Source organism: Bartonella massiliensis, from assembly GCF_902150025.1.
Lineage (GTDB): Bacteria > Pseudomonadota > Alphaproteobacteria > Rhizobiales > Rhizobiaceae > Bartonella > Bartonella massiliensis.
The window spans coordinates 1-932 of sequence record NZ_CABFVS010000072.1; the positions used below are offsets into that span (position 1 = coordinate 1).

General features: G+C 36.2%; 1 protein-coding gene and 1 pseudogene. Both read left to right on the forward strand.

Going from position 1 to position 932, the window contains the following annotated elements; genetic code table 11:
* Positions 1 to 266 precede the first annotated feature (266 nt).
* Positions 267 to 467 carry a helix-turn-helix transcriptional regulator gene (locus FNZ60_RS09475; protein WP_142417295.1) on the forward strand — a complete coding sequence of 67 codons (201 nt, stop codon included), beginning with the start codon at positions 267 to 269 and terminating at the stop codon, positions 465 to 467.
* 104 nt (positions 468 to 571) lie between these two features.
* Positions 572 to 932, forward strand: a pseudogene (locus FNZ60_RS09480) (DUF7146 domain-containing protein); the annotation flags it as partial.

Here is a 932-nt window from a genome sequence, read left to right on the forward strand (position 1 = left end):
AACAACGCCGTGTCTATATGGATAAATGGGCGGCTTATGTCACAGATCAATCTTAAGATATGGGGTGTAATACCCCATAATCTGTGGATAACTTTATCTCTCTCTTCTCTCATTCTTTCTCAATAAGATTCATAAATTATCACATTAGAAAATATATGATAAAATACTGTTTTCTATAAACTAAATACCTTTCATATGATGCAAAAATATGGTTAATAAATGCTTATGATTTGTTCTCATTTTTTTAATTTTGAAAGGAGTTTAGTATGATAGAAAATGATATTCTTTTAACAGACCGTGAAAGTGCAAAATTGCTTCATATGAGTGTCTCAACTTTCCGCCGGCATGTGACCAATGGCTCTCTTCCAAAACCTTTAAAATTTGGTTTTTTATCCCGTTGGTTACAATCGGATCTTATCAATGTAATCGAACAAGCAAAACAGCAACGTCAAAGTGATGCGGCATAAAAAAAACCTTGTCACATAAGGATGGACAAGGCTTTTCATTTTCACACGATGATTATCGATAGCAGAGTCCGTCCTATGATGCAATCATTATAGGATCAAAAAATATGTTTTCTTTTACGAATGCGCAGGGCATTACACGTGCCTTGCATGGGGTTTGGTATGGGCGTTATGGACTTGCCCGTTGTCCAGCTCATGATGATAGGCTGCCTAGTTTATCCATTACCAATGGACTTGATGGGCGTCTCTTGCTCATTTGTTATGCTGGTTGCTCTTTTAGAGAGATCATACAAGCGCTTAGAAGAATTGGCTTGCTTGGAAAACAAGCCTTTTTTGATAAAGCTTATGATCATACGCTTTCTTTCTCAAAACAGTTTTGTGCTGATTTCAAAAGAGCAAAACAAAAAGCAGAAAGAGCAAAAGCGATTTGGCAACAAAGTCAACCGATCAAAAATACTTTAGCAGAAA

What these genes read in the sequence shown, in the direction of transcription:
- FNZ60_RS09475 (WP_142417295.1), top strand. Translation starts at nt 267, where the DNA reads ATGATAGAAAATGATATTCTTTTAACAGACCGTGAAAGTGCAAAATTG.